Origin of the sequence: Streptacidiphilus pinicola, from assembly GCF_003258295.1 — a bacterium.
In the GTDB taxonomy this organism is placed as follows: Bacteria; Actinomycetota; Actinomycetes; order Streptomycetales; family Streptomycetaceae; genus Streptacidiphilus; species Streptacidiphilus pinicola.
Window position 1 is genome coordinate 23,893 of the sequence record NZ_QKYN01000116.1, and the last position, 11,685, is coordinate 35,577.

General features: G+C 67.5%; 10 protein-coding genes and 2 pseudogenes. 2 read left to right on the forward strand and 10 right to left on the reverse strand.

Going from position 1 to position 11,685, the window contains the following annotated elements; all coding sequences use genetic code 11:
* Nucleotides 1-49: 49 nt before the first annotated feature.
* Nucleotides 50-2,743, reverse strand: coding sequence for a tetratricopeptide repeat protein (locus DN069_RS28020; protein WP_165845671.1), 2,694 nt, complete (start codon nucleotides 2,741-2,743; stop codon nucleotides 50-52).
* Between the two features lie 77 nt (nucleotides 2,744-2,820).
* On the reverse strand, nucleotides 2,821-3,258 hold the full coding sequence (locus tag DN069_RS28025) for a hypothetical protein (RefSeq protein ID WP_133260062.1): 438 nt from the start codon (nucleotides 3,256-3,258) through the stop codon (nucleotides 2,821-2,823).
* Between the two features lie 317 nt (nucleotides 3,259-3,575).
* On the opposite strand from DN069_RS28025, the gene DN069_RS41885 reads away from it, so the two are divergent.
* Nucleotides 3,576-3,731, forward strand: a complete 156-nt coding sequence (locus tag DN069_RS41885; RefSeq protein WP_243639820.1) for a hypothetical protein — start codon at nucleotides 3,576-3,578, stop codon at nucleotides 3,729-3,731.
* Between the two features lie 430 nt (nucleotides 3,732-4,161).
* On the opposite strand, the gene DN069_RS39545 is transcribed toward DN069_RS41885, so the two are convergent.
* From DN069_RS39545 to DN069_RS28045, 3 genes and pseudogenes are all read right to left on the reverse strand, one after another.
* A complete protein-coding gene (locus DN069_RS39545; protein WP_133260063.1) occupies nucleotides 4,162-4,887 on the reverse strand; it encodes a hypothetical protein in 726 nt (241 codons plus the stop codon).
* A gap of 485 nt (nucleotides 4,888-5,372) precedes the next feature.
* Nucleotides 5,373-5,640: pseudogene (locus DN069_RS41890) on the reverse strand (integrase); the annotation flags it as partial.
* 365 nt (nucleotides 5,641-6,005) lie between these two features.
* Nucleotides 6,006-7,853, reverse strand: coding sequence for a serine/threonine-protein kinase (locus tag DN069_RS28045; protein WP_243639821.1), 1,848 nt, complete (start codon nucleotides 7,851-7,853; stop codon nucleotides 6,006-6,008).
* A 227-nt stretch (nucleotides 7,854-8,080) separates the two neighbouring features.
* Here DN069_RS28045 and DN069_RS28050 point away from each other — a divergent pair, with 227 nt between their 5' ends.
* Nucleotides 8,081-9,385, forward strand: coding sequence for an IS256 family transposase (locus tag DN069_RS28050; RefSeq protein ID WP_165845672.1), 1,305 nt, complete (start codon nucleotides 8,081-8,083; stop codon nucleotides 9,383-9,385).
* A 208-nt stretch (nucleotides 9,386-9,593) separates the two neighbouring features.
* On the opposite strand, the gene DN069_RS42460 is transcribed toward DN069_RS28050, so the two are convergent.
* From DN069_RS42460 to DN069_RS28070, 5 genes and pseudogenes are all read right to left on the reverse strand, one after another.
* A complete protein-coding gene (locus tag DN069_RS42460; protein WP_165845673.1) occupies nucleotides 9,594-9,896 on the reverse strand; it encodes a tyrosine-type recombinase/integrase in 303 nt (100 codons plus the stop codon).
* Nucleotides 9,897-9,910: 14 nt separating this feature from the next.
* Nucleotides 9,911-10,192, reverse strand: a complete 282-nt coding sequence (locus tag DN069_RS40375; RefSeq protein ID WP_165845674.1) for a hypothetical protein — start codon at nucleotides 10,190-10,192, stop codon at nucleotides 9,911-9,913.
* Between the two features lie 165 nt (nucleotides 10,193-10,357).
* Nucleotides 10,358-10,594, reverse strand: a complete 237-nt coding sequence (locus tag DN069_RS28060) for a hypothetical protein (RefSeq protein ID WP_111505586.1) — start codon at nucleotides 10,592-10,594, stop codon at nucleotides 10,358-10,360.
* A 136-nt stretch (nucleotides 10,595-10,730) separates the two neighbouring features.
* A pseudogene (locus tag DN069_RS42950) lies at nucleotides 10,731-10,910 on the reverse strand (cold shock domain-containing protein); the annotation flags it as partial.
* Between the two features lie 137 nt (nucleotides 10,911-11,047).
* Complete coding sequence (locus DN069_RS28070) at nucleotides 11,048-11,248, reverse strand: hypothetical protein (RefSeq protein WP_111503036.1); 201 nt, start codon at nucleotides 11,246-11,248, stop codon at nucleotides 11,048-11,050.
* Between the last annotated feature and the right edge of the window lie 437 nt (nucleotides 11,249-11,685).

Below are 11,685 nucleotides of genomic sequence, written 5' to 3' on the forward strand. Positions count from 1 at the left end.
CCGCTCTGCGGGTGCCCTGGCCGGATGATTTATCGGCACCCGCAGAGTGTCACTCCGTTGGTGCCGGACCAGGTGAGGATGCGGGTGGGCCGGGGCGGTAGCCGGGACTTTGGAGCGGCTGGTTATCCGCGATCACCCGCTCCAGCAGGTCGATGGCCTCTTCGAGTCGCCCCGCCTTCTGATAGGAGGCGGCGAGGTTGACTCGGGTGCTGTGGGTGTCGGGGTGGTCAGGGCCCAGCAACCGCTCGCGGTCCGCCAGCACCGCCTCATGCAGCTCGATCGCATCCGCGGTTCGTCCCGCTAGCTGGTAGGTGCCGGCGAGGTTGCTGCGTGCGAGCAACGCGGAGGGGTGGTCGGGCCCCTGCAACCGCCCCCGGTGCGCCGCCTCTTGCTCCAGCAGCTCGACCGCTTCCTCGGTCCGGCCAGCCTTCACGTAGGAGTAGGCGAGGTTGCCGCGAGCACGGATGGTGTCGGGGTGGCCTGAGCCCAACAGCCGGTCACTGTCTGCCAGCACGCGTTCCTTGAGGTCGACTGCCATGCTGCTGCAGTCTGCCGCCTGGTAGGTGACCGCGAGGTTGGCGCGAGCGAGCAGGGTGTCGGGGTGGTCGGGGCCCAGCAGCGCCTCACGGTCCGCCAGTACCCGCACCTCAATCGCGATCGCCTCCTCAAGCCGCCCGGCCGCCTGGTAGGAGGCGGCAAGGTTCCCCTGGGCAGTCAGGGTGTCGGGGTGGTCGGGACCCAGCAGCGCCTCACGATCCGCCAGTACCCGCGCGTGAATAGCGATCGCCTCCTCGAGCCGCCCCGCCGATCGGTAGCAGACGGCAAGGTTGGCCCGAGCGAGGAGAGTGTGGGGGTGATCAAGGCCCAGCAACCGCTCACGATCAGCCAGCACCGCCTCCTGCAGCTCGATCGCCTCCCCCAGCCGATCCGCCTCCTTGTAGGAGGCGGCGAGATTGGCCCGAGCGAGCAGAGTGTCCAGGTGATCAAGGCCCAGCAACCGCTCACAATCTGCCAGCACCGCCTCCTGCAGCTCGATCGCCTCCCCCAGCCGACCCGCCGCATGGTAGGTGACCGCGAGATTGGCGCGGGCGGTCACGGTTGAGGGGTGGTCCGGGCCCCGCAACCGGTTACTGTCCGCCAACACCCGCATCTCGAGCGCCGCCGCCTCCTCGAGCCGCCCCATGTCCCGAAGGGAGATGGCGAGGCTGCCGCATGCTGTCAGGGTGTCAGGGTGGTCGGCGCCCAGCAGCCGACGTGCATCGGCTTCCATGCGCTGCCAGTAGCCGACGGCTGCATTTGACAGACCCGCGTCCAGGAGGCTGTCGCCTGCCCGGAAAAGGATCGCGTGGCCCTCGGGTCGCCACAGGAGGTCGCCGGCGTGGTGGCGAAGCGCGTCGGTGTTAGAGCGGAGCTCGATAGCGAGAGCAGGCCAAGTTCGGTCCGGCTCGGGCCAGACCTGCGCGAGCGCGTCCGCAGCAGCCGCAGCGAGGTCAGGCAGCGCACTGTCGGAGGTGGCTTCCTGGGCTGCGCGGGCGGTGAGCGCGTGGATCCGCACCGCTCGCGAGCCGGCACCAGCGTCGACACTGAGCAGGGCGTAGCGGTGCAAGGTCCGCAGCATCGTGCGGGCTTGTTCGGGTGTAATGGGCGCTGCTTCCTGCACGTTGACCGGGTGTCGGTGGGTGGTCAGGTGGGTGAGGGCGGCAGGGGTGGTCCAGAGATCTTCGGGATGGCCCGCGGGGTCGAGGAGCGCGGCCAGACGCAACATCGGAGTAGCCAGGCCGTGCGGGTGGGCGCGATCGGCGGCGTCGAGAGCGAGAAGCAAGGTGGTACTGATGGCGCGTCCGTAACCCTCGGTGTCAGCGGTGCGTGGGAGCAGCTGGTCCAGGGTGTGGATGCGGTCGTTGAAGAGCCGCAGATAGCGGGTACAGGTCTCGTCCAGGTTGATCATGTAGGCCGCCGCGTGCCCGAGCGCGAGTGGCAGATGTCCGAGGGCTTCGGCCAATGCACCAGCGTGCTCGTCGAGCAGGTGCACCAAGCCGTCGCCGTCCAGACGGCTCCTCAAGTAAGCCACGGCTTCGTCCGGCGTGTAGACGTCGACGTCGACACGCCGGCGCCCGCCTCCGGTCAACCGCGCGTCGTGCAACCGGGTCGTGGCCAGCACCCAGCCCGTGCCAGTATGGCTGGCTGGCCACCACGCCTGCACCGCCTGAAGGTCGGCGATGTCGTCAAGGACCACCAGCCACCGCCGGTGAGTGGTGGCGAGCCAGTCCAGGAACGCCCGCGCATCCCCGACGGAGTCCTCGCCGGTTGCTCCCGGGGCACGCACACGCGACGCAGCCCCCGCGTAGCCGGTGACGACCGTGTGCTCCTCACCCGCAGGCACCCACACCACCAGGTCGGCGCCGCCATGCATGGCCTCGGCCGCATACGCCGCGGCCAACTGCGTTTTGCCGACCCCGCCGCCTCCGGACAGAACTTGCGTCAACACCACAGTCTCACCATGAGAGCGAGCAGCGTCGACCCTGAGACGTAGTTCGGCGCGCGACTGGAACGCCGACGCCAGCGCCGGAACAGAGCCGACCTGCACCGGCCAGGACACCGCCTCGGCGGGCAGCGGGTGGTTGTGGATATGCCGCTCCTCGATGTATGTGACCGAGGAGTTGTCGCCGAAGGCGTTGCCCTTCACGTCGCGGCCGGCCGCCGCACCGCCCGGCTTGGCGCGCACTTCGACGCGCTCCGCCACGGGCGTCGCCTTAACGCTGCCATCCGGAGCCGCGTCGCAGTGCGTGATCTTGGGGCGGCGACGCCACGGGAAGGGGGTCATTCGATGCGGCCGCCCTCGCCGATGGCGTTGCCGGTGATGTCGCCTCCAGCGACGATGCCGTCACGGCCAGCCTTGACGTCACGGTGGCTCTGGTCGGGCTGTGCAGCGCCACGTCGGCGGGATCCCGAAACTTTGACGGTGGAGTTGGTGCCGAAGGCGTTGCCGGTGATGTCGCCGCCGGCCGCGATGCCGCCTTCGCCCGCCCAGACACGGCGGGTCCCGGCAGCGCTGCCAGCGTCAGGGTTTCGCAGGAGCGCGATCGCGGCGAAGGCCGCGCCCGCGATGCCCGCGATCGCCCCCACCACGCTGGCGGCGAGGGACGCGGTGTTCAGGTCTCTCATGACGATCAGTGCGAGGAGGCCCAACGACACTGCCACGGCTACGACCGCGCCCAGCCACAACAATCCTCGGCGTGCCCTGGACACCCCAGTCATCTGGTTGCTCCCCTCGTGGCAGTCGGCCGAGCACAGTCGACGCCAGTCAAACCGTTCGTATGTGGTGATGAACGTAGCGCCTTACACGCTGGGCTGGTGTCCGAACGAGACAGCACCTGGTCCGGGCAAACTCGTGAACCCGGCCGGAATCGCGGCGGGCGGCTTCGTCGGCACCCTCGTACTCACCACCGCCCTTCGCGCCGCGAGCGAACTCGGACTGACGCGCATGGTGGCTCGGCGCCCTCTTCGGCCTGGCCCATAGGATCTTCGCGGGGACCGCGCTGGTCGGCGTCCTGCTGCCGCTCACCGATCCCCGCATGGGCACCCCGCTGACCACCGCGCCCGACGTCGCCCTGCTGGAACCGCCAGGCTTCCTCATGCTCAACTACGGGCCCGGAACCCCCGTGGTGACCCTCGCCGCCCACATCGGATACGGCGCCCCGGTCGGCGGATTCGCGACACTCGGTTCCTGACAGGAAGCCACCGCGCTGGGCGGATGTCCGGAGCGCACGCCGCCGTCGCAGAGCCCCTGGGTCCACCTCCGGAGCCCGGTCCGAGCAGGGGCCCGTGGTCGGGGCGGGGATCCCCGTGCTCGACCCATCCTGCCTCGTAGGATCTGTTGCGAAGAATTTCTGTTCGGCGCCGAGAACTTTGGCGCCCACATCGGCCGCGCCCCGCAGGGCGAGGAGATCGTCGGCATCAACGCCGCCGACGTCTGGATCCTGTGGGCCTGCTGACCGAAAAGTCATGGCTGCAGCTCAAGCTACGTACTTGTACTGGCTGATGGCTCCGTCAAGGATGCGGGTGCGTAGTAGCCTGTGCGGCGCGCCCCCGGCCGGGACCGTTGACATCCACCATCGAGGCACGACCAACAACCCCAAGCCCTCGTTGCCGCGAGTCTTGTCAGGGCTGCGCAGCGACATACTGCTCGTATAGCCACGCTGGCAGCGTCCCACGGTCCCGAACGTTATCCAAACCCTGCTCACGCGCCCACGCGCGCACCAGCTTCGCTTCCGGCCTGGCGCCCGCCTGTGCGCCCTGCGGCTTGACGGCCACGGCGCGGGAGCCCCTGCCACGTCCGGGAACCGCCTTGGGAGCGGTCGTTTCCTCCGTCGCCCGCTGGGGCCGCGGGGCGCTCATCTTCTTCGAGGCCGCTTTCTTGGCAGCTGCCCTGTTGACTGGGGCCTTCTTGACCGCCGACTTCTTCGCAGTGGTCTTCTTCGCAGGCGCACTCTGGCCCTCCTCCCCCGCCACCGCTGCGTCTGCCTTCGCCAGATTCGCGGTTTCCTTCATGGCAGCAGCCTTATTGGCCGCGGACTTCGCCGTTGAAGCCTTCTTGGCTGGAGCCGTAACTGCCGAAGCGGAACGCGCGCGCTTCGGCAGCGCAGCAGCCTCAGCAGCGGGCTCCTCAACTGCGGCGACCGACTGCTGGGCCAGCGCAGCAACTTCGGGTTGCGGCGCCGATCCTTGTTCCTGTGCGGAATCCGACTCGACAACGACGGACCCGAACTCATGGAGATGCGTTGGCCCTGGTGTCCCTTCGAGGGTTACATCGACGCCGTACGCAGCCTTGATGACCTGGAGCACCTGCTCGAAGGAGTCGGCTGTCGTGTCGAACGAAATTCTCAAAACACACCTCTGAGGTTGGGTTGGCCAGGACCGTGCTGCTCCTCTAATCGAATAGTCTCCCACGCGATAGTTGAAGGAAAAGCCCGCCCGGACGAACCCGCGAAGATCCGCGGATTCTACACCAGGTCTTACGACACGAGCCCGGAGCGAGCCGGGGTTACCAACGCGCCGTTCCGCCGCACCAAATCCTTGCCGCCTAAGGCAGTTGGCGATTTCGCGGAGGCATGCTGCGAGCCCGTTCCGAGCGCGAACACTGGACTGACCGCGCAGTTGCCGACATGGCACAGCGACAGGGCTACCTCGACGCAGACTCCAAAGCCCTCCCATCTCCATGAGAATCCTGAGAACTGCGAACCATCAGAGCCCCACCAAGGTGGGCGATGGTCGAGCCGATGCTGCCGACCTGGCCCCAGCTGTCGCCCGCACCCAAGCCCGTACCTGACTGACTGTGCGTGCAGAGCATCCTGTTCGTGCTCTATACCGGGAAGGAGGTCCCGATGCCAGCGCAGGATCGTGTCCGGTGCGGACCAGCAGCAGGAGGCGGCGGAGTCTCCCCGGCAGCTGGTGGAGCAGCCCGGCCAGAACCGCAAGGTCGACATCGGTGAACACCGGCCTGTCGACCTGACGCTGAAGGACCAGCAGCTGGTGCCGCAGGGCCAGCATTTCCACATCTTTCTCCCGCTCACTCACCGGCAGCCGGCGCAGCAGGGCAAGCGCGTTGGTGGCAGCAAGGTAGACCAGGCGCAGTAGCACGAAAGAGCATCCTGCCGCCCTCCCGCCACCGAACAGCCAACCAAGGCAACCCAGCGATCACGGCCTTGACCTGGCCGGACGATTTCTCGGCATCCGCAATGTCGGTACTCGTGGATGACCCCGCCGAGGCAATCTCTCCGACGTATCTCCAAGCGGGCGATCTGCCCTGGTTCGAGTGGTTCGGGCAATGCTCGCAGAGGTGCCGCGTGGTTCATCGCCTGGTGGGGCCGAAGGGCGTTGTGATGCCGCTCGAACTCGTACAGTGCGCGGCGCAGGTGGCGTTCGTTCCAGATCAGGGAGTCGACCTTCACCAGGGCCCGCTCGAACTCGCCTGCTCGATCATCTGCCTGCGACGTCTCTCGCGATCATTCTGAAGCGAGAACCCACTGGCAGAGGGCTCCGGCGTACCTCAGCACTTCTGGGCGCAGCTGGTTGGCTTCCAGCTTCTGTGGGTCTTGCCCATGTTTGGCGTAGGCGTACAGCAGACGGCCCTTCCCGCCCCTCAAGCCCGGGACCTCGACCAGGTGGCTCTCTTTCGCTACCCGCTCATCGCAAAACCAGACGACGATCCGATCCCCAAAGCCGTCTAGTAGGACCTGCGAGAGGCTCTCCCAGCGCACGGTGAAGGTCTGCGTGCCCTGGGCCACGATGATCTTCTCGTCGTCCAAGGTGACGCGGTCAGACATAAGGTGCGGTGCCCTCAGCCATGCCACGCAACGCAGAATCAGCGCGAAAAGGCAGGCGCCGGCGAAAAGGCCACCTACCAGGTACGCGCCCCAATAAGGGAGATGCCCCTGGTGGAGGGCGTAGTCCACGGTAAGCGGGCTGACTGTCCCGAGCAGCAGGAGGAACGCAGCGAACCAACCGCTTAGGTATCCTCCGTCCCGCTCTCTTCCCCTTTTCAGCAATGCCTCCGGGGAGTGGAGGAGTGTCACGGGCTCCCTCGGTTTGGGTTGGCCCGGCGGCGTCTGAACGCCGGGCTTCTTCGGGGACACCTGGCTGACCGGCTCCTGTGTCTGTTCCTGAAGCGAGGAGTCCCCGGCAGCCCCTGCCGTGGACTGGTGATCACCGCTCTGACGGTCTTGTTCCCAGGCCTCCGACCGGACCGGCTGCTGCCGCTCCTCTTGCGCATGCTTGTGATCGAGCATGCGCCGGTGCTCGAACCGCCGCAGCAGCGTGCTCAGGTACCGGTACTGGCCCCTGCGTGCGCCAGCAAGCTCAGCGACTGAGTCCAGGGCGCCCCGCTCAAGCGTACGCCGGAGCTCGAGCCGCCGGAGCGCCGTGGCCAGGTGCCCGTTCTGGGCCCTGCGTGCGGCAGCGAGCTCAGCGACTACGTCCGGGATGTCCACCACAGTAGGCGGGTGCCATGGTTCCTGCCCGAGTTGTCGCAATGCCCGGGCGACCGCGGCTGCGTTCTCGTACCGCTCGCGCGGATCCTTGCGCAGCAGGGTCAGGACGACATCGTCCCAAGCGGGCGGGATCTCCATGGCGAGTGTACTGGGGGCGGGCGGTTCCTGAGTGAGGTGCGCCGCGATGTAGCCAATTGGGTCAGGGGCTTGGAACGGCAGGGAGCCGGTGATCATCTCGAAGAGCAGGCACCCAAGTGCGTACAGGTCGCTGCGTGCCTCGGGGTTCCCGCGCGCCTGCTCCGGTGCCATGTACGGAGGGGTTCCGACGATGAAGCCGGTCTGGGTGAGCCTGTCCGCGGTCGCGTAGGGATCAGCCGCCCGTGCGATGCCGAAGTCCAGGACCTTGGTCGCTCCCGAGGGCATGACCTGAATGTTCGAGGGCTTGATGTCCCTGTGCAACACGCCTGCCCGATGCGCCTCGGCGAGGGCGTCACAAATCTGGGCGCTCCATTCAGCCGCTTGAGCCAGGGAGACCGGTCCCCGGCTCAGCACCAAGTCGAGCCCCTCACCTCGGACCAGCTCCATCACGAGGAAAGGCGCCTTGCCGTCCTGGCCGTCGGTCTCACCGAGGTCGTGGACCGTGACGATGTTGGGATGCTGGAGCAGGCCAGTGATGCGTGCCTCGCGGAGGAAACGGGTCCGCGCCTTGTCCCCCTGGCTGCCGCCACCGGACAACCGGGTGATTACCTTCACCGCGACCGGGCGCTCCAGGGTGCCGTCATGCGCCTCCCAAACCTGCCCCATGGCGCCTTCGCCCAGCAGGCGGATCAGCCGATACCGGCCGCCGAGAAGCTGGTCCCGCACCGACGAACCCCCGTTCAGACCGCATCTGACGCCACGACAGTAATGCAGTACCCAACGGCCCTCCAGCCCAAGCTGGGGTCAAGGGGTCGCAGGTTCAAATCCTGTCGTCCCGACCAGCGTTTTCGCACTTCGGAGGCCGTTTCCACCGGGACTGTCCTGAACTTTGTGGTTGGTCTGGTGTGGCCCGAGATGGCATGAGATGACCTCTCTGCCGGGAAGGATCACCCATGGGCACCACGAACGAGCAGAGCCCCCACCAGAACGAGCACCAGGTGCAGACGGGGGCGGAGTTGGCGCGCATCGCGACCGAGCAGAACCGGGAGTTGGCCGAAGACCTGATCGAACGCGCCCGCCGCGAGGGTCTGCAGCTGGTCGGGGAGAACGGGGTGCTGACCGGGCTGGTGAAGCTGGTCCTGGAAGGAGCGTTGGAGGCCGAGATGGCCGAACATCTCGGCTATGAGAAGGGCGATTCGGCCGGCGCCGGTTCGGGCAACCACCGCAACGGCACCAGCCGCAAGACCGTGCTCTCCCAGGTCGGCCCGGTCCAGATCAACATCCCCCGCGACCGGGCCGGCAACTTCACCCCGCAGATCGTGCCCAAGCACTCCCGCCGCGTCGACGGCTTCTCCGAGACCATCATCTCCCTCTACGCCAAGGGCCTGACGACGGGTGAGATCCAGGCCCACCTCGCCGAGGTCTACGACATCGAGGTCTCCCGCGACCTGGTCTCCCGTGCCACCGCCCAGGTCGCCCAGGACCTCGCCGCCTGGCGCACCCGCCCGCTCGACCGCGTCTACGCGGTCCTGCTGATCGACTGCATCTACATCAAGATCCGCGACGGCGCCGTGGCCAACAAGCCCGTCTACATCGCGGTCGGCATCAACCTCGACGGCGACCGCGACGTGCTCGGCATGTGGGTCGGCACCGGCGGCGAGGGCGCCAAGCAGTGGATGACCTGGCTCACCGAACTGCGCAACCGCGGCATCCAGGACGTCCTGATCGCCTGCTGCGACGGCCTGAAGGGCCTGCCGGAGTCCATCAACGACGTCTGGCCCCAGACCGACGTGCAGCTCTGCGTCGTCCACATGGTCCGAACCAGCCTGCGCTACGCGGCCAAGCAGCACTGGGGAGCCATCGCCCGCCAGCTCAAGGAGGTCTACACGGCTAAGACCGCAGACGAGGCCGAGCAGCGGTTCGCCCGCTTCGAGGAGGAATGGGGCGACCGCTATCCAGCGGTGATCGACACCTGGCGCCGCAGCTGGGAGCACGTGATCGTCTTTATGCGGTTCCCCGCCCCGATCCGCCGCGTCGTCTACACCACCAACATGATCGAGTCCCTCAACTCGCGCTTCCGCCAGGCCTCACGCCGCCGAGGACACTTCCCCGATGACGACGCGGCCCTCAAAGTCCTCTACCTCGTGATCCAGAACCCGATCAAGAACCACGCCAACATCACCGGCAGGACCCAGTCCTGGAAGCAGGCCATCAACAGCCTCGCCGGCTACTACGGCGACCGCGTCACCGACCGCTAGACCAGACCGAACACCAGACCACCCACAAGAAACCAGACACTCCCTTTCCACCGAGAGGTGGGAACGGCCTTTTCGTTGTCTTCGGGCCTGGTGGTCGCAGTGTGGTCGCGGCCCGCGGCAGCCGCGTGGACCGACTGTCACAATTGGCCTGGCCTGGAATCGGTTTGAGCTCGATCAGCTGGTTCCGGTGCCCGGCCGTGTGGTCGTCCTATGGTCGCAGCACCGCTCGGAGTGCCACGACGGGCGGCGGGAGGGCGCGGTCGGCCCGGTCAAGGGTGTCGTCGATGGTGTCGACGGCCTGGCGGGCGGCCTGGGCGGTGAGGTGGGCGTAGATGTTCGCGGTGGTGGACAAGGTCGCGTGGCGCAGGGTCTTGGACACCACGGTGAGCGGCACACCGTTGGTGATGGAGATCGTGGCGGCGAGGTGCCGCAGGTCGTGGATGGCGCAGCGGGGCACGTCGGCCTTGTCGCAGAGCCAGTAGAAGGGGGTGACGCGGGCGGCTGCAAGCACGGCTAAGCGCGCGGTCAGCGCTGAATCGCGGCCTCGGTGAGCACAGCCGCGCCGCACTTGCTCGCCTCCACGGTGGGCTCGTTGACCTTGCACCAGTTGAACAACTGGATCACGCAGTCCTGGGTGGCTGCAGTGTCCGGCTGGCTGACGCAGGCGGGTACGGCCGTGGTCTTCGTCTGGGCGTGGGTGTGCCGGCTGCTCAGCGCGATGACGATGGCTAGGACCAGGACGAGCACGAGCACGGCGCCGAGACGGGCGAAGCGGTTGGTCGCGAGATTGTGCAGGAGCAGATACATCGGATCCCCCGGTGAAGGCCCAGGTCAGGCAGGTGGCCGAGCGATCATACGGGCTCGAACGGCGGCGACCGCAAGGCGGTATTCCGTTTGATCCGGGCTGCCCGAAAGGTCGGGGCTGTTACCACCAGCACCTGCGGTTAGCCGCACTGCCTCAGGCGGCAGTGCCTACCCCTTGGGCTTTCGGGCCCAGGCGAGCCACTCCCACAGTTGCTGGCAGACGTCGGCCTCGTCGTCGAAGCGGGCCTCGGGGTGCCGGATGCCGCGCTCGGTGTAGAAGACGTGCCAGCCGTCGCCGTCGGGCCACATGGCCCAGGTGCAGTCGGTGAGGGGCCGGTCGTAGAGGTTGTAGTAGCCGCGCGGTACCCCAGCCTCGTCGAAGGCCTGACGAAGCTCGGCACTCACTCGGAGTCCGCGGGCGGCTCGGTGAAGCTGGCAGGCATCTGGCGGTCAGCGTTCATACGCAGGACGGTACGCCGAAGGCCCTGCCCGTGATGGGCAGGGCCTCCCGGTAGTTCTGGCCGCCTTGGTGCCAGCCGCGGACGATGTTCGTGGCCTGCGGACCCTTCTGGCCCTGCTCGACGTCGAAGGTCACCCGCTCGCCCTCCTGCAGCTCCTTGAAGCCGTTGCCGGTGACCTTGCCCCGACGTACCTGCCTATCGGAGTGACCGGTCGGGCTGCCCCCACCCACCACCGCCAGGGCAGCCACGGCTGCGAGCACGGGAAGCGCATACGTCGCGAACCACCGAGCTCCGTCGACCAGCCACGAGAGGGCGATCAGCGCGATGACGGCCGAGGCGATGAACTCCGGCAACGTGCGGGGCGGTCGCACGCGGAAGCGACGTGATCGCCGGCCCATCAGTGGTTGGCCGCCACGCTGGCCGTGGACGAGGGGTGAGTGGGAGCCGTTCCGGTCGACGCGCTGCTCGTGCCGTGCCCCCACAGCCACACGGCACCGACCACGACCGCGGCGACCACCCAGCCGCTGGTCTTCCTCATCCGCGGGCGCGGGTTGCGGCGGATGTGCCCACGAACGTGGTGGTATCCCTCGGGTGCCATGAGTGTTCCCCTCCCTCGACGGCAGATCTGCCCGTCGCAGAACTGCTTCTGGGAACCGGTGTAGCAAGGGCCACCGACAGGACCTGATGATCCGTCGCTTCCCCGGCATCCTTGTCGGCGTCAATCAGCCAAGCCACCGAGTCCTTCAGCCGACACAGGACCAGCACTGCCGTATGCAAGGCGCCGGCCTGCGAATACGCGCGGACAGACAGAAGCAGTCCCAGCCTCACAACCGGGGATCAAGCGAGCACTACCGCCTCCGCGAGGTGGCACAAAGAGGACACTGCCTAACTGATGTTGCCCCGGGGGCAACCTCCTCGACAGTCGAAATGGCGCGTTCATGACGGTGGCCGGCCGGCGGAACTCGCCTGGACCGCTCCCGTGCGCCTGCTGGCAACGACAACCCCAACTGCCCTACCCGCGTCGACATTTCTGGC